The organism is Sphingobium sp. 3R8 (genome assembly GCF_020166615.1).
GTDB lineage: Bacteria > Pseudomonadota > Alphaproteobacteria > Sphingomonadales > Sphingomonadaceae > Sphingobium > Sphingobium bisphenolicum.
Genome location: NZ_JAIQXR010000001.1, coordinates 340,389 through 361,643 on the forward strand (window position 1 = coordinate 340,389; position 21,255 = coordinate 361,643).

Genomic DNA, 21,255 nt, shown 5'->3' on the forward strand with positions numbered 1-21,255 from the left:
CGCCGCAAAGCCGCTTTTCAGCCCGGATGTGCGAGCGCCGCGACGTGGCCGGCTAGCTCGAACACGACGCCTGCCGGATCGAGCGACAGGATCACCGCGCCGCCCGCCAGATGCCGGGCCTTTTCCCAATGGTCCAGCGCCGTGCCCAGCGCCTGCCCCTGCCGGGTCCGCGCCGCCTGGGCGATGAAGGCCGGCGCCCGTTCCAAAAAGGCTTCGTAGCGCGGCTTGGCCGATTTTAGCGCCAGCGCCTTGGCCAGCGCCAGCCGCTGGCGGTTGCCCGGATCGCCCTGCGTCGCCAGCGCGCTAAGCGCCTGCTCGATCTCCGATAGATTGAGGCCCGCATAGCGCAGCGCCTGCCCAGGCGACCCCTCGCCCGCGCGCACCAGCGCGTCCATTTCCTGGGGCGACAGCGTCTCGTCCGTCGCCTTCAGCACAGACCGCATCGCCGCCGCATCCAGCGGATCGAAGCGCAACGTCCGGCAGCGCGAGCGGATCGTCGGCAGCAAGCGTCCCGGCGCATGGCTGACCAACAGGAAGATCATGTCCGCCGGCGGCTCTTCCAGCGTCTTGAGCAGCGCATTGGCCGCGCCGCGTTCCAGATCGTCGGCGCTGTCGACCACCACCACGCGGCGCGGCGACAGCGACGGGGCAGACTGGGTCAGGCGTTGCAGTCCACGCACCTGATCGACGCTGATGTTGCGCGCGGTAACGCCATCCTTTTCCAGCGGCGCCAGTTCGGCATAATCGGGATGGGCCGACGCCTCGATCAGGCGACGGGTCTGGTGGTTTTCCGGCACGGACAACCCTTCGCCACCGATCGGCGGCCCGGCGGCGTCGGCCAGCAGCCGCATCGCCAGCGCGCGGGCAAAGCTGCCCTTGCCGATGCCTTTGGGGCCGGCAAGTATCCAGCCATGGTGCATCCGTCCGCTCTGCGCGGCGGTCATCAGAGTGCGGGCCTGTGCGTCATGGCCCAGAAGCATGGTCATGGCAGCAGGTCTTCTATCGCGTCGAGCAGCCGCACCGTCACGACCTCGGCCGGGCCGGACGAATCGATCGCACGGACGCGTTCGCCCTCATCGCGCGCGAAGCGGCTGAAGGCGTCGGCCACGGCGCGATGAAAGTCGCCCGCCCGCCCGCCGATCCGGTCTTCGGCATCGCCGTCACGCGCCTTGGCCCGCCCGGTCGCTTCTTCTTCGGGCAACGTCAGCAGCAGGGTGCGGTCGGGCAGAAAGCCGTCGCTGCCGATCCTGTGCAACGTCAATATGTCGGCGTCGGACAAGGCGCCCTGCCCCTGATAGGCGCGGCCCGAATCGAGGAACCGGTCGGATAGCACCCACGCGCCCCGCACCAGCGCCGGACGGATCGTCTTTTCGATATGGTCCGCCCGAGCCGCCGCGAACAGCAGAGCCTCGGCGCGCGGGCTCCAGCGGTCGGCCCCGCCGGTCAACAGCAGGGCGCGGATCGCCTCCGCCCCGTCGCTGCCGCCCGGCTCGCGCGTCTCGACCACATCCAGCCCGCGCGCGCGCAGGGCAGCGGCCAGCGCGCGCAACTGCGTCGATTTGCCCGCGCCCTCGCCGCCTTCCAGGCTTATGAACTTGCCTTGGTTCAAGCGAAGAGCGACTTCATGCCATTCCACAACCGGCCGAAAAAGCCCGCTTCGGCGACATCGTCACCCGCGACCAGCGGCATGATCTGTGGCGGCGTGTCAGGCGTCTGGACGATCAACTGGGCGATCTGTTGCCCCTTGGCGATCGGCGCCTTGATCGGGCCGGTATAGACCACCTTCACCTGCACATTGGCCGACGCCGTACGCGGTAGAGTGACGGCCATATTTTGCGGCGCGACCAGCGCCACGCTCGTCGCGCTGCCCAGTTGCACGGCCGCCGTTTCGACGGTCTGCCCCTTCTTGAACAAAGGCTGCGCCTTCCACGCCTTGAAGCCCCAGTCCATGAAGCGGACGGCTTCGGTAGCGCGGCCGTTGAAGCTGGTGGAGCCTGCGGTGACGATGATCAGGCGACGACCATCCTGTTCGGCAGAACCCGTGAAACCATATCCGGCCTCCTCGGTATGCCCGGTTTTCAATCCGTCGGCGCCGGGAATCTTGCCCAGGATCGGGTTGCGATTGGCCTGCGCGATATCCGACCCACCCATGGTCTTGCCCCAGGTGAAGGCGCGGGTGGCATAGAAACGCTTGTAGAGGTCTGGCGTCTCGACGATCGTCGCCTCGGCCAGCTTGGCGAGGTCTTCGGCGGTGACATAGGTCACGCCTTCGTCCGGCCAGCCATTGCTGGTGCCGAAATGGCTGTTCTTCAGGCCAAGCCGCTTGGCTTCCTCGTTCATCGCCGCGACGAAGGCCTGCTCCGTCCCGGAAATGCCCTCCGCCAGCACGACGCAGGCGTCATTGCCCGACAGAGTAACGATACCATGCAGCAGATTTTCGACCGACACCTGTTCGCCGGCGGACAGGAACATGGTCGAACCCGCCTGCGGCCCATGCCATTGCTTCCAGGTTTCCGGGCGCACGGTGAATTTGGTGTCGAGTTTCAGTTCGCCCTTCTGAATCAGGCGAAAGGCGACATGCGCGGTCATCATCTTGGCCAGCGACGCCGGGGGCATGCGGGTCTCGCCTCCCTTGTCGTACAGCACTGCGCCCGACGAAAGATCTTTCATATAGGCGATCGGCGCTTCGCTGGTATAGGGCGGCGCGGCCGCGATCAGTGGCTGGGCCAGCAGCCCGACGGCGAGGAGGACTGCAACGGATTTCTTCATCGGGGCACTGCCTTTGACTGGAATGGAATCGCTTGTCGCGCGCGATCTCTATCGCGCGTCATTAGCCATGATGCGGGCATTCTCAAAGCCCTTGGCTGCCGCCGTCCGTATGCCGGCCTGCGCGGCCTGCGGGGTGGCGTAAGGCCCAAGCCTTACGCGCCATATGCCGCCGCTGGCTTCGACGCGCGCACCCAGATTCTGCGCGAGGGCGTTGGCGCGGGTCTGGGAGGAAAATGCGCCGACCTGCACGACATAGCCGCCGGTCTTCGGCGGAGCGGGCACGGGCGTGGGCGCTGGCGGCGTCTTGGCCGGCTGCGCGACGGGTTTGGGCGCAGGCATATCGAAATCCGCGCCCGGCCGGCTGGCGCCGACAGGCTTGGCCTGCGCGATCACCGGCTTAGGCTTGGCCGTGACCGGCGTGCGGGTCGGCGGAGTCGCCGCGATCCGCAAGGGACCGAGCTTGCCGCGCAACACCTTGAGCAAGGCCGCCGGCGTTTCCAGCCGCTCGGCCGCCTGGCCATGGCTGCGCAGCACCGCGCGTTCCTGCTCGGGCGGGTTGACCCGCCGCACCCGCACCGGTGCCATTCCGGTCACGCCCAGTTGCGCCGCAGCGCCCGGCGACAGTGCGATCAACTGGTCGCCCCGCATCGGTCCCCGGTCATTGACTCGGACCAGGATCGTCCGGCCGCTGTCCAGCGCCGTCACTTCGACATAGCTGGGCAAGGGCAAGGTCTTGTGCGCGGCGGTGATGGCGGTGGGCACGAAGGCTTCGCCCGTCGCGGTCGCGCCGCCCTGGCTGCCATCCTCGACAGTGCCGGCATAGCCGACCTCGTCATAGGAAACCGGATCGGCCGGTATATAGGTTACACCACCCACCCTATAGGGCGGCCCCAACGGGACCGGCGTATCGCCGACCATCGGCCCCGATCCGATCGCACCGGCCCTTTGCGGCTGCGCGGCACCTGCCCCGCCACCGGCCAGCGCCAGCATCATGGCCGTGACGAACAGACCCTTATTGTTTGACAGCATCCGCCAGCAATCCCACCGACAAGGCATAGAAGTTGGAACAATTATAATCCAGGATTGCCCGATAATTGCTGGTCAGCAAATAGGCGGTCTTGCCCGGCCCATCTGGTTCCAGCAGCGTCGCCAGCATATTGTCCGCGGGCCAGACGCCGCTGGCCGGGAACAGCCCCAGCTTGCGCCATTCCGCCATCGTCAGCCAGCGGCTGTGCCGGTTGAACACCCGCGGGCAACGCGCAGGCTCGGTCTTGGCGACCACGGCGGCGCGGTTGAAACTCGCCGGCACAGTGACCGCCACCCCCCAGGGCTGGCCCTTGCGCCATCCCGACTGGACGAAATAATTGGCGATGGAAGCCAGCGCATCGGCCTCGCTCGTCCAGATGTCGGCCTTCCCGTCGCCATCGCCATCCTTGGCGATGCGCAGATAGACGGACGGCAGGAATTGCGGATAGCCCGTCGCCCCCGCCCAACTGCCGACCAGCCGGCTGCGCGGCACGCCATTGTCCAGCATCTTGAGCGTGGCGAGCAGTTCCGGCTCGAACAAGGCCCGCCGCCGCCCTTCATGCGCCAGCGTCGCGAGCGACCGGATCAGGTCGAAATCGCCGGTATAGGAGCCATAATTGGTCTCATGGCCGTAGATGGCGACCATGATCTCCTCCGGCACACCCGTCTCCGCCTCGATCCGGGCGAGCCGCGACCGGTTGGCCTGATAGGCGGTTCGGCCCCGGCTGATCCGCGCGGCGTCGACATGCTGGCGGCGATAGGGCTCGAAATTGGGAATAGGGGAATAGGCGCCCCCGCCCGGTTGGCTCTGGTCGAGCTGCACGACGCGCGGATTGGGCGTCAGCGTCGGAAATACGCTGTCCAGCGTGGCGTCGCGAATGCCCATGGCCCGCGCTTTGGGCCGCAGGCTTTCCAGATAGGCGCGGAAATCCGCACCATCCTGCGCCTGCGCTGGCCCCACGGCGATGCTGCCAGCAACGACGGTGGCAAGGCCCAGCAACAAGGACAGGACGGATGAACGCAAAGAATCCCTCATGTTCCCGTTGTTGCACAGGCGGGGCGCGAGGTGAATCCCCTTAATGCCCGGTCGGGTCGCTTAAGACGACGAACGGAGAGGGCGACGATTTTTGCTTGGCATCGCCGCCCGGCGCGCTAGGAAGCGACCCAACGGAAGTGTGGCCGAGTGGTTTAAGGCAGCGGTCTTGAAAACCGCCGTGGGTGTAAGCTCACCGTGGGTTCGAATCCCACCGCTTCCGCCATCATCCCCCCTCGCCATCCGTCTTCAGCCGATAGCCGATGCCCGGTTCGTTGCCGATGATTTGCGGCCGTTGCGGATCATCCTCCAGCTTGTGGCGCAGCGTGCGGACCAGGACGCGCAGATATTCGACATGATGCTCGACCTCGCGCGGCCAGACCTGCGCCATGATCTGGCCATGGGTGATGACCCGGCCGGGAAATTTCGCCAACTGGACCAGCACGCCATATTCCTTGGGTGTCAGATGCACCTCATGGCCGCCCTTGCGCACGATCCGCGCCAGCAGGTCGATCTCCACGTCGCCCGCCTTGACCGCCGACACGCCACCCTCGCGCGTCAGCCGGTTGCGCAGCGCGACGCGGAGCCGCGCCAGCAGTTCGTCGGTGTCGAACGGCTTGGTCAGATAATCGTCGGCGCCCAGATCCAGCGCCGCCACCTTCTGCTCGGTCGCCTCGCGCGCGGACACGACCACCAGCGTCGCGTCGGACCGCTGCTTGATCAGCGGTACCAGTTCCAGTCCGTTGCGATCGGGCAGCCCCAGGTCAAGGATAACGATATCGGGCGACGCCTCGCGCAGCCGGTCGAGCGCCTCGCGCGCATCCTGCGCCTCCACCGTCTCATAATCGGCGCGAGCCAGCGCGCTATGGATCAGGCGGCGGATATGCAGTTCGTCATCGACGATCAGCACTTTATGGCGGGTGGTCATGGTCGGTCGTCCTGGGGCATATCCTTGATGATGCAATTTTCGGGGATGCGGAGGGTGAAGCAGGCGCCCGGCGGATCATCGATATTGGCGGCCTGCGCAGTCAATCCCATGGCTTGCGCGAACCCCTTGACGATGGCGAGGCCCAGACCCGTGCCATGTTTGGCGCGATCGGTGCCCTCGATACGGGTGAAACTGTCGAACAGGCGGCTTTCCGCACCCGGCGGGATGCCCGGCCCCTGGTCGATCACCGACAGCAGCAGCGCGTCGGCCGTCCGGCCACCGTGGATGGTGACGGGCGTGCCGGGATCCCCATAGCGCCCGGCATTGTCGAGCAGGTTCAAGAGAATATGGTGCAACAGGACCGGATCGACCCGGACCAGCGGAATGTCGGGCGGAATATCGACCTTCACCTCCCGACCGGCGAGCGACTGGCGGGTGTCCTGCACCGCACTGGCGACCGCGTCGAACAGGTCGGTCGCCTCGATCCGCATCGGCAGCGCCCCGGCCTCGACCCGCGCCATGTCCAGCAGGTTGGCGACGAAACGATTGAGCCGCAGCGCCTCCCCCTCGATCAGTTCGGCCAGCGGCAGCGCATGATCCCGGCGCAATTCCTGCGCCGCCGACAATATGGTGGTCAGCGGGGTGCGCAGATCGTGACTGACCGAGGACAGCAACGCCGCGCGCAGCCGGTCGCGCTCGCGCACATGGCGCACGTCCAGCATCTGTTCTTCCAGCGCCATCCGATCGAGCGCGATCGCCGCCTGGTCGAGCAGGCTGATGAGCAGCGGCATCTGGTCGGGGCGCAGCGCCAGCCCGGCGTCGTCGCGCGCGATGCCAAGCACCCCCAGCACGCCCCGCTGGGTATGGAGCGGATGGAACAGCCAGTCGGACGCGGTCAGGGTGGACGATCCGCGCCCGGCTGGCTGGACATTGTCCATCGCCCATTGTGCTGCCGCCTTCTCGATCTGCTCCATCCGGTCTTCGGGGGGAAAGGCAGCGCGCAGGGTCGGCCCGATAGCGGATGGGGTAAGCAACACCGTGCGCACGTCGAGCAGTCGGGCGACTTCGGCGCAGACGCCCTGCATGAGTTCGTCCTGGCTGGCCGCGACAGTCAGGTGGCGGGAAAAGCCCGCCAGCGCCGCATTCTGCCGCGCGCTTTCCCCCGCGAGATTGGCCTGCGCGCGCACGCCCGCGGCAAATTGCGCGGTCACGATGGCGACGCCCAGCAGCACCAGGATAGAGATGATATTTTCCGGGTTGCTTACCGTCAGCGTGCCTGTCGGCGGCAGGAAGAAGAAATTATAGGCCAGGCTCGACGCCAGTCCGCCGAACAATCCGGCGCGCAGGCCATAGGAGGCGGCCGCGAACATGACGGGGACGAGGTAGAGCAAGGCGATGTTGCCCAGGTCGATCGCCTCGACCAGCAGCCGGCCGATCGCCGTCATCGCCACGACCGCGAGCAACGTCAGGATATAATCGGCTGGCCTGCCCCACCCGCCCGTCATCGCCCTGGAACGGACCTGCGTCGGCGCATCCTCGTCCGATGGCAGTACATGCACCGCCACCCGTCCGATGTCGCGCACCAGCCGGTCGACCACCGATCCATGCCGCAATTCGAACCACCAGGACCGGGTGGATTTGCCGATGACGATCTGCGTCGCGCGCGCCTCCACCGCAAAGCGGCGCAGCCCTTCGACCACATTGCGTGCCGGGATGCTGGCGGTCGCCGCCCCCAGCCGCGACGCCAGCGCCAGCGTTTCGGCCAGTCCCTGCCGCTCCGAATCGGACAGGATCGCGCTGCGACGGGTTTCGATATGCACCGCGGTCCAGGGCGCGCGCAGCGCGTCGGCCAGCCGCTTGGCGGCGCGGACCAGCCCCGGCGCGCTCGGTTGCTCGCTGATCGCAACGACCACCCGCTCCCCCACCGCAAAGCTGCCGGCCAGCGCATGGGCGCGGACATAGTCCAGCATCTGTGCGTCGACCGCCTGCGCCGCCCGGCGCAGCGCCAATTCGCGCAGCGCGGTAAGGTTCGACTTTGAAAAGAAATGGGTGAGCGCCCGGCTGGCCTCCTGCGGGATATAGACTTTGCCGTCCTTCAGCCGCTCGATGAGTTCATCGGGGGGCAGGTCCACCACCTCGATTTCCGCATCCTCCAGCACGCTATCGGGTACGGTCTCGCGCACCCGGACGCGGGTGAAGGAGGCGACGACATCGTTCAGGCTTTCGAGATGCTGGATGTTCAGCGTCGAATAGACGTCGATCCCCGCCGCCAGCAATTCTTCGACATCCTGATAGCGTTTGGGATGGCGACTGCCCGGCGCATTGCTGTGCGCCAGTTCATCCACCAGCGCCAGTTGTGGACGCCGCGCCAGAATGGCGTCGATGTCCATCTCGGTCAGGCTGTAATTCTGGTGGGGGACGATTTGGCGCGGGATCAGTTCATGGCCATGGACCAGCGCTTCCGTTTCGCGACGGCCATGGGTCTCGACGATGCCGACCACCACGTCGGCTCCGGCCCTGGCGCGCTGCGCCCCTTCCGTCAGCATCTCATATGTCTTGCCGACGCCGGGCGCCGAACCCAGGAAGATTTTCAGACGCCCGCGGCCTTCCTGCGCGGCGGCGCGCAGAAAGGCTTCGGGGTCCGGGCGCGCTGCGTCGTTCACCGCGCCTGCTTAACGCCAATCGCGTCCAGCCGTCGATTCAGTTCGAACAGATTGACCCGCGCTTCACCCAGAAACCCCAGCAGCGGCCGTTCGACGCTGGCCGAAACCAGCAACCGGACCTGCCGCGGGTCCATGCCGCGCGCCTTGGCGACGCGATCGACCTGATAAAAAGCCGCCTCTGGACCGATATGAGGGTCAAGTCCGGAGGCGGAGGCTGTCACCAGATCGGACGGAACGGGGCGATCGGGTGTGGCAGTCTTATAGGATGCGATATCGGCCTTCACCCGGTCGACCAGCGCCTGGCTTGTAGGGCCGAGGTTGGAGCCGGAAGAGGCGAGGCCATCATAGCCCTTGCCCGCCGCCGACGGGCGGCTGTGGAAATAGCGGTCCGACGTAAAGGCCTGGCCGACGATGGTGGAGCCGATGACGACGCCTTTGTCGCGGACCAGGCTGCCATTGGCCTGGGCCGGGAAGAGCGCCTGCCCTGCCCCCGTCAACGCCAGCGGATAGGCGATGCCGAGCAGTAGCGCGAAGAGCAAGGTCATGACGAGGGCCGGACGGATGGCGGATGTGATATCGTGGAACATCGGAAAATCCTTTTCGATCAGGCGAGGCCGAGGCTGTTGACGGCCATATCGATCAGCTTGATCCCCACGAACGGCGCGACCAGTCCGCCCAAACCATATATGGCCAGGTTCCGCGCCAGCAGCGGCCCCGCGCCGATCGGCCGGTAGGTGACGCCTTTGAGCGCCAACGGCACCAGGCAGGGAATGACCAGCGCATTGAAGATGATCGCAGACAGGATTGCGCTTTGCGCCGTGCCCAAGCCCATGATGTTGAGTACCCCCAGCCCCGGATAGAGCGTCACGAACATCGCCGGGATGATCGCGAAATATTTGGCGACATCGTTGGCGACCGAGAAGGTGGTCAACGCCCCGCGGGTCATTAACAATTGCTTGCCCAGCCCCACTACCTCGATCAGCTTGGTAGGATCGCTGTCCAAGTCGACCATATTGCCCGCTTCGCGCGCCGCCTGCGTGCCCGTGTTCATCGCCACGCCGACATCCGCCTGCGCCAGCGCTGGCGCGTCGTTGGTGCCGTCGCCGCACATCGCGACCAGCCGTCCGCCCTGCTGCTCCTTGCGGATCAGCGCCAGCTTGTCCTCCGGCGTCGCCTGCGCCAAAAAATCGTCCACCCCGGCCTCGGCCGCGATCGACGCGGCGGTCAGCGGATTGTCGCCGGTGATCATCACCGTGCGGATGCCCATCTGGCGCAATTCACCGAACCGTTCGCGGATGCCCGCCTTGACGATATCCTTCAGGAAGATCGCGCCGAGCAGCCGGCCATCCTGCGCCACCGCCAGCGGCGTACCGCCCGCGCGCGCAATCTCGTCGGTGATGCGGCGCAGTTCGTCCGCATCCGCGCCCCCGTTCGAAGACAGGGCGTTCAACACGGAATCCACCGCGCCCTTGATGATCCGTGTGCCGCCAGTTTCCACGCCGGAAATACGTGTCTGCGCCGTGAAAGGAATGACTTCCGCGCCGTCGGGCAAAGCCTGCGCCGTCTGGCCAAAACGCTCGCGCGCCAGCAAAACGATCGACCGGCCTTCCGGCGTCTCGTCCGCCAGGCTGGCGAGCAGCGCGGCTTCGGCGAGTTGCGCCTGGCTGGCGCCGCCCACCGGCCGAAATTCGGTCGCTTGCCGATCGCCCACCGTGATCGTGCCGGTCTTGTCGAGCAACAGCACGTCGATATCGCCCGCAGCCTCGACCGCGCGGCCCGACTTGGCCAGCACGTTGAACCGCACCAGCCGGTCCATTCCCGCAATGCCGATCGCGGACAGCAAGGCTGCGATGGTGGTGGGAATGAGGGTGATGAACAATGCCGCCAACACCGCGACCGGGATCGCTCCGCCGGCATAATGGGCAAAGCTGGGGATTGTCGCCACCGCGATCAGGAAGATGATGGTCAGGCCCACCAGCAACAGCGTCAGCGCGATCTCGTTGGGCGTCTTCTGCCGCTCGGCCCCCTCGACCAGCGCGATCATCCGGTCGAGAAAGCCCTGCCCCGGATTGACCGTCACCTGCACCTTGATCCGGTCGGAAATGACGCGCGTCCCTGCCGTTACGGCCGAACGATCGCCGCCCGCCTCGCGGATCACCGGCGCGGATTCGCCGGTGATGGCGGCTTCGTTGACCGACGCGACGCCCCATATGACCTCGCCATCGGACGGGATCAAGTCGCCGGTTTCAACCAGCACGACATCCCCCATCCGCAACGCGCTGGCCGGGACGGCGTCGAAAGTCTCGCCGTCCTTCTTCAGGCGCTTGGCCGTCAGTTCTGCTTTCGTGGCACGCAGCGAGGCGGCCTGCGCCTTGCCCCGCCCTTCGGCGAGCGCTTCGGCAAAGGTGCCAAACAACACGGTCAGCCACAGCCAGACGACCAGTTGCAGCTTGAAGCCGAGCGACAGGCTGTCCTGCCCCACCGCCAGCAGAATGGTGAGCAGCACCGCGACAATGGCGGTGGTAAACATCACCGGATTGCGGATCAGTTCGCGCGGGGCAAGCTTGCGAAAGGCGTCGCCGATCGCAGGCAGGATCAGGTCGGCGGTGAAGAGCGATTTGGACGCGGTGCGTGCCATGGTGATGCTCCGTTAAAAGGTCTGGCCGTGGATCATCGCGAGATGATCGGCGATGGGGCCAAGGGCGAGGCTGGGCAGGAAGGTCAGGCCGCCCACGACCAGCACGATGCCGATCAGCAGGCCGGTCCATAGCGGCCCGGTGGTGGGGAAGCTGCCGGCCGTTTCCGGCGTGTGGCTCTTGGCCGCCAGTCCGCCTGCAATCGCCAGCATCGGAATGATGATGAAGAAGCGTCCGATCCACATCGCGACGCCCAGCAAGCCGTTATAGAAGGGCGTGTTGGCGGTGAGGCCGGCAAAGGCCGACCCGTTATTCCCGACCGCGCTGGTGAAGGCGTATAGGATTTCGGAAAAGCCGTGCGGCCCCTTGTTCAGCGGCCCGGCCAGACCTGCGTCTGTGACGCTGGCGATCGCGGTCATGCCCAATATGACCAGCGGCAGCACGGCGATGGCCAGCACCGCGAGCTTGACCTCGCGCGCCTCGATCTTCTTGCCGACATATTCGGGCGTCCGCCCGACCATCAGCCCCGCGACGAACACGGCGAGGATGGCGAATAGCAGGAAGCCGTAGATGCCCGCGCCGACGCCGCCCACCACCACTTCGCCCAACTGGATGTTGAACAGCGGGACCATCCCGCCCAACGCGGTGAAGCTGTCATGCATGGCGTTGACCGCACCACAGCTTGCCGCCGTGGTGACGACCGAGAAGAGCGCCGATGCCGCGGTGCCGAAGCGGACTTCCTTACCCTCCATATTGCCGCCCGCGACGCCCAGGCCATGCAGGATCGGGTTGCCGGCGGCCTCTTGCCAATAGGCGATGGTGACGCCGACCAGGAAGATGGTCATCATCGCCGCCAATATCGCCCAGCCCTGACGCGTGTTGCCGACCGCCTTGCCGAAGGTGAAGGTCAGGCCAGCGCCGATGACCAGGATCGACAGCATCTGCATGAAATTGGTCAACGCGCTGGGGTTCTCGAACGGATGGGCGCTATTGGCGTTGAAGAAGCCGCCGCCATTGGTGCCCAGCATCTTGATCGCTTCCTGACTGGCGACCGGGCCGAGTGCCAGCCCCTGCTTTGCCCCCTCCAGCGTCGTCACGTCGACCGATCCTGCGAGCGTCTGGGGCACACCGCTCGCGATCAGGAACAGCGCGTAGAGGATGCACAGCGGCAGCAGCAGATAGAGCGTCACTCGCGTCATATCGGCCCAGAAATTGCCGATCGTCGTCGCGTTCCGACGGGCGAAGCCACGGAACAGCGCGAAGGCGAGCGCGATGCCGGTCGCCGCCGACAGGAAATTATGGATCGCCAGCCCCAGCATCTGCGACAGGTTCGACAGCGTCGATTCCCCCGCATAGCTCTGCCAGTTGGTGTTGGTAGCGAAGCTGATAGCGGTGTTGAACGCCAGATGGTCGCTCGTACCGGCAAAGCCCATCGGGTTGAGCGGCAACAGCCCCTGCAAGCGCAGCACTGCATAAGTGAAGAGCGCCAGCGCGAGGTTGAAGAGCAGCATATGCACGGCGTAGCGCCGCCAGCCCTGCTCCTGTGCCGGGTCGACCCCGGACAGACGGTAAAAGCCTCGCTCGACCGGGCCAAGCACGGCGTGCAGCGGCGTGCGACGCCCCTCGTACAGCGCAAACAGCCACAGGCCGACCGGTTTCGCAAGCGCCAGCAACAAGCCGATGAAGGCCGCGATGAGCAACCATCCCTGAAGGGTCATGTCGTCCCTCCCCTAAAAACGTTCGGGTCGTGCGAGCACGGCGGCGAGGTAGGCGAGAAGGCCGAGCGCGGCGATGGCTGCGAGCCAGAGGTCGAGCGTCATGACGGCCGCCCCCTCACGCATGGTCGCAAAGCGCGACATAGCCAAGGCTTGCCGCCGCCAGGATCAGGATGAGGCCGATCCAGAGGATGTCCTGCATGAAAATTCTCCCGCACGCCGTCGCCGCGAAGGCGGCAGGATCGGCTGCAGGAGGTCAATTAGGCGGTCAGCGCGGTGGAATGCGAGAGGAGGAGCGCGCCGCCGGCATAGTATTTTCGTATGATTTATGCGTCAGGAGTAAATCAGGCGCGAAAGCCCGTGGTCAGGCGTAGCTGCCCGGGCCGATGCGGTGCAGCGTGATCGGGGGATGATCGACCGCATGGACGCGCGCTTCGGCGATGACGGCGAGCGGGTCGATCGCATGGCTGAGCAGCAGGCCGCAGCGATCCGGACCTTCCCAGATCACCGTCCCGCAAACTTCCAGCCCATCGGCGATCAGCGTCACGCGCTCGCCGATGGTCGGGAGCCAGGCGCCGACAATCAGCGCGCCATAGATGGAGATATTGCGGATCGTGACGGGCTGACTGATCCCATCCCAGTGCAGCATCGCTCCTACCTCGGCGGCCAGGCGGCTTTCGCGTCGGCGTTCGGCGCGGGCGCGATAGGAAATGCTGTCCATGGCCTTCTCTCCCGGTATGCCCCCCGGGATCAGCCTATATTCGATCGATAAAGTTGCGAAAACACTAAGCCGGCTGGTTAACGACCGGTTGGCCGCAAAGGAGGACGGGGTCGCCCGTCCCCCCTCAATTCAGGCCAGCGCGCCGTGGCAATGCTTGTATTTCTCGCCCGATCCACAAGGGCAGGGCGCGTTGCGGCTGATGTCGAGATTGGCGAACTCGCCGGGTTGGGCATTGCCCACCGGCGCGCGGGGAATGGTCGTGGTGATCCCGCCGAAGCTGCCCCCGTCGATGTCGGCGCTGTTGTCCTCGCCCGAAAACGGATCGATATGGGTGGTGATGAAGTCGGGCAGCACCGGCAGGTCGAACTGCGGCATCGGCGCCTCGTCCATGCGGAACTGCACACGGGCGATCGATCCGGTCACATCCTCGCGGATATTCTCCAGCATCCGCTCGAACAGGGCGAAGGCTTCCTGCTTATATTCGTTGATCGGCGTTTTCTGGGCATAGGCGCGCAGATGCACCACCTGGCGCAAGGCGTCGAGCGTCGAGAGATGCTCCTTCCAATGATGGTCCAGACTCTGGAGCAGGATCGATTTTTCGATCATGTGCCAGTCTGACGCATCGATCTCCTTGACCTTCTCGGCAACGGCTTCGTCGGCCAGCGCCGACAACCGTTCCTCGATCATTTCCGGATCGACGGAATCCTCGGCCAGCCAAGCGTCGAAGTCCGGTTCCAGGCCCAATATCTCGGCCGTGCGGGCCTTGAGCCGCTCCATGTCCCACTGTTCAGGATAGGTGCCGGGCGGGCAGGATGCGCCGACCAGGTCGTTCACCGTCTCATGGCGCATGTCGGCGACCACGTCATCGACCGTGTCGGCGTCCATGATGTCGGCGCGCTGCTCGTAGATCACCTTGCGCTGGTCGTTCATCACGTCGTCATATTCGACGACCTGCTTGCGGATGTCGTAGTTGCGCGCTTCGACCTTGCGCTGGGCCGTCTCGATCGCCTTGCTCAGCCATTTGGACGGCGGCAATGCCTCGCCATCCTCCAGATTGGAGCGGATCATCTTGGCGAACATCGTGTCCGGGCCGAAGATGCGCATCAGGTCGTCGTCGAGGCTGAGGTAGAAGCGCGACAGGCCCGGATCGCCCTGACGGCCCGAACGGCCGCGCAACTGATTGTCGATGCGGCGGCTTTCATGACGCTCTGTCGCCAGCACGAACAGGCCGCCTGCGGCCAGCACTTCGGCCTTTTCGGCGGCGATCTCGGCGCGGATTCGCTCGATCGCGGCGTCGCGCTCCGGCCCCTCGGGCATGTCGCGCAGCTCGTCCTCGACTCGCAGCTCCAGATTGCCGCCCAGCTGGATGTCGGTGCCGCGGCCCGCCATGTTGGTGGCGATCGTCACCACCCCCTTGCGCCCGGCCTGCGCGACGATATGCGCTTCGCTTTCGTGGAAGCGGGCGTTCAGCACCGCGTGCGGGACGCCGTCCTGGTTCAGGAACTCGGACAGCATCTCCGACTTTTCGATCGACACGGTGCCGACCAGCACGGGCTGGCCCTTTTCGGCATGTTCCTTGATCGTCCTGGCGATGCCGCGGAACTTGTCCTCGATATTCTTGTAGAAGCTGTCCTGTTCGTCGACTCGCTGCACCGGCTTGTTGGTCGGGATGGTGACGACGTTCATCTTGTAGATTTCATAGAATTCGGTCGCTTCGGTCGACGCGGTGCCGGTCATCCCCGAAATCTTGGGATACATGCGGAAATAATTCTGGAAGGTGACTGACGCCAGCGTCTGGTTCTCCGGCTCGATCTGGACGCCCTCCTTGGCTTCCACTGCCTGGTGCAGGCCGTCCGACCAGCGGCGACCATCCATCATGCGGCCGGTAAATTCGTCGATGATGACGACCTTGCCGTCCTTTACGATATAATCGATGTCGCGGCGGAACATCACCACGGCGCGCAGCGCCTGGTTCACATGATGCACGACCTGCGTATTTTCGAAATCATAGAGGTTGCTGCCCTGCAGCAGCCCTGCGGTTTCCAGCAGACGCTCGATCTTCTCGGTGCCGTCCTCCGTCAGCGTGACGGTGCGCTGCTTTTCATCCTTCTCATAATCTTCGTCGACCAACTGCTTCACGATCGCGTCGACCGCGACATACAGTTCCGACTTGTCGTCGGTGGGGCCGGAGATGATGAGCGGCGTGCGCGCCTCGTCGATCAGGATCGAATCGACCTCGTCGACGATCGCATAGTTGAACGGCCGCTGGACCATCGACGCGCGATCATATTTCATATTGTCGCGCAGATAGTCGAAGCCCAGCTCGTTGTTCGTCGCATAGGTGATGTCCGCGGCATAGGCTTCACGCCGCTGGTCTTCGCTGATGTTCGGCACGATGACGCCGGTGGTCAGGCCCAGGAAGCGATAGACCTGGCCCATCCATTCGCAGTCGCGACTGGCCAGATAATCGTTCACGGTGACGACGTGGACGCCCTTGCCCTCCAGCGCGTTCAGGTAGGTGGCGAGCGTCGCGACAAGCGTCTTGCCCTCGCCCGTGCGCATTTCGGCGATTTCGCCGCGATGGAGGACCATGCCGCCCACCATCTGCACGTCGAAATGCCGCATCCCCAGTACCCGCACGCCGGCTTCCCGCACCGTGGCGAAGGCTTCGGGCAGCAGGGCGTCAAGCGTTTCGCCATTGGCCAGCCGTTCGCGGAACTTAGCCGTCTGGCCGACCAGTTCCTCGTCGCTCATGGCCTGCATCGTCGGTTCGAATGCGGCGATCTGGTCGACGGTCTTGCCCAGCGACTTCACATAACGTTCGTTGGACGATCCGAAGATGGACTTGGCGAGTGCGCCGAACATGCAATTTCCTAAGCTACCGAGGGGCGCACGGCTCCCTTGTGAGGAACGCGCGCGGATATGCGCCGCGATTTAGGCACGGCACATCCTTTAGTCAATCAGACTGCGGCTGAACTCGCCCCGTCATCCGCCCTGCCATGCGCGCTGTCGCACGCCCGTCACACTATTGCGCCAGGTGGCATTGGTCGGGCGGCTTTGATCGGGCGGTGGCGTCGTGCCAACGCGAAGGCTTTGCACTTCGCGCAAGCTGCGCCACAAGAGCGCGACAAGAGCAAGGGTCGCACATTTGTTTCGTTCAATCGTCCTGGCGCGCGCGCCCAGCAGCGCCCTGCCGATCGCCACACTGGTGGCGATGGCGCTGATCCTCTGGTTCGGCCTGACCGCGATCGCGACCCCGTTCGACCATGACGAAAGCCAATATGTCGCCGGCGCCTATTTCAGCAGCCGCCTGCTGATCTTCCGCGACTTCCTCTATCTTCAGCCGCCGCTGCACAGCTGGACCTTCGCGCCGCTCGCCCTGTTCTTCCCCGACCATATGGTGGTGGCGATGCGGCTGGCCACCGCCGTCACCGCCCTGTGCACCCTGGCGACCCTGTGGGCGGGCCAGCGGATCGCGGGCATTTCGCGCGACAGCGCCGCCATCGCGACCCTCCTCGTCGGGGCGACCGCCGCCTTCCAGTTCACTGGCGCCGTCGTGCGCAACGACATGCTGCCGACGCTTTTGTCGTCCATGGGGCTGCTTGTCAGCCTGCTCGCGATGCGCCATTGCACGCGCCGCTATTGGTTCGCGGCGGGATCGCTGTTCGGCCTCGCCATCGCGACCAAACTCAATTTCGCGCCGCTGGGGCTGATGACCGGTCTGTTCGTCATCAGCGCCGGCGGCCGTTGCGGCCTGCGTGCGGCTGGCTGGCTGGCGGCGGGCGCAATGGCGGGCATGACGCCGATGCTGGTCGCCTGGGCGCTGGCACCCGATGCCTTCTTCTATGGCGTGCTGACCTTCGGCGCGACCGCTCCCCATGCCTGGTATGCGGCCAATGGCGCATTCGATGAACTGGCGACCGTCGAAAAGCTGACCGACCTGCTCAAATATCTGTGGAAGGGGCCGGCACTTGCCGCCTTGCTCCTGCTGTCGGCCAACTGGATCATGACCCGGCGGCGCGTGCGCTCGCCTGGACGGCGTTTGGCGATCTGGATGAGCGCAGGCGCGCTGATCGGCGCGGCGATGCCGACGCCGTCACAGGTGCAATATGTCATGCCGCTGCTGCCGCCGCTGGCGCTGGCGCTCGGCTATCTCCTCGACGACGCGCGGCGCTGGTCGTTCGCGCCGCGTCAGGCCTCGCTCGGCCTGCTCTGTCTGGCCGCCATTCCCGGCATGTTACCCGCGACCCGGCATGTGGTAGCGATGCTTCGCACGGGATCGCCGGTGCTGGAAGCGGATGCCGCCGCGCGCTGGGCCGGGGCGACGGTCCGCGCCATGGGCCGGGGCGATGCCATCGCCACCCTGTCGCCACACATGATCCTGGGCAGCGGTCTCGATCTCGACCCGCGCTTCGCCGCCGGCCCCTTCGCCTGGCGGACCGGATGGACGATGGGGCCGGTGTTGGCGCGGCAGGTCCACGCCATGATCCCGGCGACGCTGCCCGACATGGACCGCGATCCGCCCGCCGCCATCCTGACCGGCTATGAAGCGGGCACCCGCAAATTGCCGTTGCGGCCCGATGACCCGCTGGTCGCCTATGCTCGCCAGCACGGCTATCGCATAGTGACGATGCCCGATGGCGTAGGGCAACTGTACCTGCGCGATCATCCGTCAGGCCCGTCGCGGAAAGATTGACCCCTGCCCGATTTTGACGCATTTCGCGCGGCATGACCCAGCGCTCGCCCCTTGCACCCGCCTCATTCCCCGACTTGCCCGCCATTGACGGGGTGACGCTACGCACCGCCCGCGCCGGATACAAGGCATGGACGCGCTGCGACCTCACCTATGTCGAACTGAACGCGGGTACGGCCGTCGCGGGCGTCACGACGCAGAGTAAATGCCCCTCGCCCGAAGTCGAATGGTGTCGGGACGCCATTCCGCTCGGCTCCGCGCGGGCGCTGGTGGTCAATGCCGGCAACGCCAACGCCTTTACCGGCCATCGCGGCCGCGCCGCGGTGGAGGCGATCGCGGCCAAGGTCGCCAATCACCTCGGCTGCCTGCCTTCCGACATCTTCGTCTCCTCGACCGGGGTGATCGGCGTGCCTTTGCCCATCGACAAGGCCGAAGCGGGCCTGGAAGCCGCCTTCACCGCGGCTCCGTGCAACTGGGAAGAGGCTGCGACCACGATCGGCACGACCGACACTTTCCCCAAGGGCGCCCATGTGTCGGCGATGATCGGCGACCAGCGGGTGGAACTGGTCGGCATCATCAAGGGATCGGGCATGATCGCGCCCGACATGGCGACGATGCTGGGCTATATCTTCACCGACGCGGCGATCGATCCGGCCCTGTTGCAACAGATGCTGTCGGCGGCGAACCGCAAGAGCTTCTCCTGCATCACGGTCGATAGCGACACATCGACCAGCGATACCGTGCTGGCCTTCGCCACCGGCAAGGCGGGCCATGCGCCGATCACCAGCATGGACGACGCCGGCGCCGACGCCTTCAACGCGGCGCTGCATGACCTCTGCCGCCAGCTCGCCCATCTGGTGGTGCGCGACGGCGAAGGCGCGACCAAGTTCATCGACATCATAGTCGAAGGCGCGGACAGCGACGCCAGCGCCCATCGCATCGCGCTGTCGATCGCCAACTCGCCGCTGGTGAAGACGGCGATCGCCGGCGAGGACGCCAATTGGGGCCGTGTCGTCATGGCCGTGGGCAAGGCGGGCGAACCGGCCGACCGCGATAAACTGTCGATCCGCTTCGGCGCGACGCAGGTGGCGACCGGCGGCCTGGCGGTCGAAGGCTATGACGAAGCGCCAGTCGCCGCCCACCTCAAGGGACAGGATATCCAGATCGGCGTCGACCTGGGGCTGGGCGACGGCCGGGCGCAGGTCTGGACCTGCGACTTGACCCACGGCTATATCTCGATCAACGCGGATTATCGCAGCTGATGCTGGAACTGCATGATCCCGTCGTGGCGCTGATGCGATCGGTGGGCCGCGACATCGTCATGCCGCGCTACCAGAATCTGGCCAGCGACGAGATCAGCGAAAAGGCGGCGAACGATTTCGTCACCATCGCCGACAAGGAAAGCGAGATCCGCCTCGCTGAAGGGCTGGCCGCCATCCTGCCCGAAGCCGGGATCATCGGCGAGGAAGCCTGCGCCGCCGACCCCGCCATACTCGACCGGGCGGGCGAAGGGCTGAACTGGATCATCGACCCGATCGACGGCACCGGCAATTTCGCGGCGGGCCAGTCGCCCTTCGGCATCATCGTCGCGCTGGTCGATGGCGGCACGACGCTGGCGGGCTGGATATACGACCCGCTGACCGGACGGCTCTGCCACGCGATGCTGGGCGGCGGCAGCCATGTCGATGGCGAACGGGTGCAGGCCCGCGAGACCGGCGGCGCGCTGCCGATCGCGGCGCTGGCGACCTATTTCATGTCGGAGGAAGAACGCGCCGACATCCAGCGCCGGTCGCAGGCCAGCTTCACGCTGGTGGACATTCCCCGCTGCGCCGCGGAGCAATATCCCCGGCTGGTGCTGGGGCAGAATGACGTGTCGGTGTTTGCGCGGACCTTGCCCTGGGATCATGCGGCGGGCACTTTGTTCGTCAACGAAGCGGGCGGCTGCTGCCAGCGTACCGACGGCACGCCCTATGTCGTGGGCGACCTCCGCCGCGGGCTGATGGGCGCTTCTTCGCCCCGGCTGTGGGACAAGGCGGCGGCGACGTTGTTCGGATAGAAGGACATGCGATGCTGACGATCTGGGGCCGGTTGAACTCGCATAATGTGAAGAAGGTCGTCTGGTTCGCCGACGAGATCGGCCTTCCTTATGTCCGCCACGATGTCGGCGGCGCGTTCGGCATGAGCGCGGATTATCTGGCGAAAAACCCCAATGCGCTGATCCCCACGATCGAGGATGGCGACGTCACCTTGTGGGAATCCAACGCGATCCTGCGCTATCTGGCGGCGCGATACGCCCCTGCCCTGTGGCCCGCCAACCCCGCGGAACGGGCGCAGGGCGACAAGTGGATGGACTGGCAATTCGCCTTTGCCGACGCCCAGCGCGACGCGTTCCTGCAATTGGTGCGGCACAGGCCCGAACAGCGAGATGGACAGTTGCTGGCGACATCCGCTGCCGCATCGGGCGCGGCGATGCGGATATTGGACCGCACGCTCGCAGTGCAACCATGGCTTTCAGGTGTCGCTTTCGGTGTCGCGGACGTGCCGATGGGCGTCTATGCCCACACTTTCTTCACGCTCGACATGGAACGGCCCGACGTGCCGCATGTGCGTGCCTGGTACGACCGGCTGCGCGCGCGACCGGCCTATGCCCAGTCGGTGATGATCCCGCTGACATAGGGGCCGGCTGTGCCGGTCGTGCCAGACCGTTCGGCCCGGCACGACCGCATGAGCATTAGAGAACGCTTTCGATCCAGCCCTTGAGCGCGCTCTTGGGCGCGGCGCCGACCTTGGTCGCCGCCGCTTCGCCATTCTTGAACAGGATCATCGTCGGAATGCCGCGCACGCCATATTGGCCCGGCGCATCGGGATTTTCGTCGATGTTGATCTTGGCGATCGTCACCTTGTCGGCCAGTTCTTCGGAAATTTCTTCCAGAGCCGGGCCGATCATCTTGCACGGCCCGCACCATTCGGCCCAGAAATCGACGAGGACGGGCTTGTCCGAATTAATGACGTCATCCTGGAAGCTGAGGTCGGTAACTGCCTTGGTGGCCATGGGTGATCTCCTTTACTTG

18 protein-coding genes and 1 tRNA gene are annotated in these 21,255 nt (G+C 65.7%); 5 read left to right on the forward strand and 14 right to left on the reverse strand.

Annotated elements, in window-relative coordinates; translation table 11 throughout:
* Positions 1 to 17: 17 nt before the first annotated feature.
* From K9B33_RS01640 to K9B33_RS01660, 5 genes are read right to left on the reverse strand one after another with little or no spacing between them, the layout of a single operon-like run.
* Positions 18 to 986 (reverse strand): AAA family ATPase, encoded by a 969-nt coding sequence (locus K9B33_RS01640; RefSeq protein ID WP_224546187.1) that lies wholly within the window; start codon positions 984 to 986, stop codon positions 18 to 20.
* A complete protein-coding gene (tmk, locus tag K9B33_RS01645; protein WP_224546188.1) occupies positions 983 to 1,609 on the reverse strand; it encodes a dTMP kinase in 627 nt (208 codons plus the stop codon). The genes K9B33_RS01640 and tmk overlap by 4 nt, the downstream gene beginning before the upstream one ends.
* Positions 1,606 to 2,769 carry a D-alanyl-D-alanine carboxypeptidase family protein gene (locus tag K9B33_RS01650; RefSeq protein WP_224546190.1) on the reverse strand — a complete coding sequence of 388 codons (1,164 nt, stop codon included), beginning with the start codon at positions 2,767 to 2,769 and terminating at the stop codon, positions 1,606 to 1,608. Before K9B33_RS01650 ends, tmk begins: the two co-directional genes overlap by 4 nt.
* A gap of 48 nt (positions 2,770 to 2,817) precedes the next feature.
* Positions 2,818 to 3,798: an RlpA-like double-psi beta-barrel domain-containing protein gene (locus K9B33_RS01655; protein ID WP_224546192.1), complete on the reverse strand. Its 981-nt coding sequence runs from the start codon at positions 3,796 to 3,798 to the stop codon at positions 2,818 to 2,820.
* Positions 3,782 to 4,831, reverse strand: a complete 1,050-nt coding sequence (locus K9B33_RS01660) for a lytic transglycosylase domain-containing protein (RefSeq protein ID WP_224546194.1) — start codon at positions 4,829 to 4,831, stop codon at positions 3,782 to 3,784. Before K9B33_RS01660 ends, K9B33_RS01655 begins: the two co-directional genes overlap by 17 nt.
* A gap of 133 nt (positions 4,832 to 4,964) precedes the next feature.
* Here K9B33_RS01660 and K9B33_RS01665 point away from each other — a divergent pair.
* Positions 4,965 to 5,054 (forward strand) — tRNA-Ser (locus K9B33_RS01665).
* Here the strand turns inward: K9B33_RS01665 and K9B33_RS01670 are convergent.
* The 8 genes from K9B33_RS01670 to secA form a co-directional block, all read right to left on the reverse strand.
* A complete protein-coding gene (locus K9B33_RS01670; RefSeq protein ID WP_224546196.1) occupies positions 5,055 to 5,756 on the reverse strand; it encodes a response regulator in 702 nt (233 codons plus the stop codon). It abuts the tRNA gene before it with no gap.
* Entirely contained in the window at positions 5,753 to 8,419 is a 2,667-nt protein-coding gene (locus tag K9B33_RS01675) for a DUF4118 domain-containing protein (RefSeq protein WP_224546198.1), read from the reverse strand. The genes K9B33_RS01670 and K9B33_RS01675 overlap by 4 nt, the downstream gene beginning before the upstream one ends.
* Positions 8,416 to 9,006, reverse strand: coding sequence for a potassium-transporting ATPase subunit KdpC (kdpC, locus tag K9B33_RS01680; protein WP_224546200.1), 591 nt, complete (start codon positions 9,004 to 9,006; stop codon positions 8,416 to 8,418). The genes K9B33_RS01675 and kdpC overlap by 4 nt, the downstream gene beginning before the upstream one ends.
* A gap of 17 nt (positions 9,007 to 9,023) precedes the next feature.
* Entirely contained in the window at positions 9,024 to 11,057 is a 2,034-nt protein-coding gene (kdpB, locus tag K9B33_RS01685) for a potassium-transporting ATPase subunit KdpB (protein WP_224546202.1), read from the reverse strand.
* 12 nt (positions 11,058 to 11,069) lie between these two features.
* Entirely contained in the window at positions 11,070 to 12,773 is a 1,704-nt protein-coding gene (kdpA, locus tag K9B33_RS01690) for a potassium-transporting ATPase subunit KdpA (RefSeq protein ID WP_224546204.1), read from the reverse strand.
* 12 nt (positions 12,774 to 12,785) lie between these two features.
* On the reverse strand, positions 12,786 to 12,875 hold the full coding sequence (locus K9B33_RS01695) for a potassium-transporting ATPase subunit F (protein ID WP_224546205.1): 90 nt from the start codon (positions 12,873 to 12,875) through the stop codon (positions 12,786 to 12,788).
* 259 nt (positions 12,876 to 13,134) lie between these two features.
* On the reverse strand, positions 13,135 to 13,491 hold the full coding sequence (locus K9B33_RS01700) for a PilZ domain-containing protein (protein WP_224546206.1): 357 nt from the start codon (positions 13,489 to 13,491) through the stop codon (positions 13,135 to 13,137).
* Positions 13,492 to 13,620: 129 nt separating this feature from the next.
* The gene (gene secA / locus K9B33_RS01705; RefSeq protein WP_224546207.1) at positions 13,621 to 16,356 is read right to left on the reverse strand and encodes a preprotein translocase subunit SecA; all 2,736 of its coding nucleotides are present in this window, start codon (positions 16,354 to 16,356) and stop codon (positions 13,621 to 13,623) included.
* Positions 16,357 to 16,639: 283 nt separating this feature from the next.
* Between secA and K9B33_RS01710 the strand changes: the two genes are divergently transcribed.
* The 4 genes from K9B33_RS01710 to K9B33_RS01725 are packed head-to-tail and all read left to right on the forward strand — an operon-like array spanning position 16,640 to position 20,860.
* A complete protein-coding gene (locus tag K9B33_RS01710) occupies positions 16,640 to 18,187 on the forward strand; it encodes an ArnT family glycosyltransferase (protein WP_224546208.1) in 1,548 nt (515 codons plus the stop codon).
* Between the two features lie 32 nt (positions 18,188 to 18,219).
* Complete coding sequence (gene argJ / locus K9B33_RS01715) at positions 18,220 to 19,446, forward strand: bifunctional glutamate N-acetyltransferase/amino-acid acetyltransferase ArgJ (RefSeq protein WP_224546209.1); 1,227 nt, start codon at positions 18,220 to 18,222, stop codon at positions 19,444 to 19,446.
* Entirely contained in the window at positions 19,446 to 20,240 is a 795-nt protein-coding gene (locus K9B33_RS01720) for an inositol monophosphatase family protein (RefSeq protein WP_411973973.1), read from the forward strand. Before argJ ends, K9B33_RS01720 begins: the two co-directional genes overlap by 1 nt.
* Before the next feature lie 11 nt (positions 20,241 to 20,251).
* The gene (locus tag K9B33_RS01725) at positions 20,252 to 20,860 is read left to right on the forward strand and encodes a glutathione S-transferase family protein (protein WP_224546210.1); all 609 of its coding nucleotides are present in this window, start codon (positions 20,252 to 20,254) and stop codon (positions 20,858 to 20,860) included.
* A gap of 55 nt (positions 20,861 to 20,915) precedes the next feature.
* On the opposite strand, the gene trxA is transcribed toward K9B33_RS01725, so the two are convergent.
* Positions 20,916 to 21,236: a thioredoxin TrxA gene (gene trxA / locus K9B33_RS01730; RefSeq protein ID WP_066602036.1), complete on the reverse strand. Its 321-nt coding sequence runs from the start codon at positions 21,234 to 21,236 to the stop codon at positions 20,916 to 20,918.
* Positions 21,237 to 21,255: the final 19 nt, after the last annotated feature.